Below are 253 nucleotides of genomic sequence, written 5' to 3'. Positions count from 1 at the left end.
CGCAGCCGCCCATTGAAGCTTTCGATGAAGGCGTTCTGGATCGGCTTGCCAGGCGCGATGTAGTGCCATTCCACCTTGGTCCGATCCGTCCATTGCAGGATCGCGTTGCTGGTGAACTCGCTGCCATTGTCGCTGACGATCATCTTCGGCTTGCCTCGTCCCTCGATGATCCGATCCAGTTCACGGGCAACTCGCAGGCCGGAAAGGGACGTATCGGCGACGAGTGCCAGGCATTCCCTGGTGCAATCGTCGA

General features: G+C 59.7%; 1 protein-coding gene. It reads right to left on the bottom strand.

From position 1 onward, the window contains the following. Positions 1 to 253 (bottom strand): DDE-type integrase/transposase/recombinase (locus JNB91_RS30640; protein ID WP_220329146.1); only part of this gene is annotated, 253 nt, incomplete at both ends.

It is taken from the genome of Aliirhizobium wenxiniae, from assembly GCF_019511445.1.
GTDB lineage: Bacteria > Pseudomonadota > Alphaproteobacteria > Rhizobiales > Rhizobiaceae > Neorhizobium > Neorhizobium wenxiniae_A.
The sequence above is the reverse complement of the archived record's forward strand: the minus strand, read 5'-3'. Positions and strand labels throughout refer to the sequence as shown.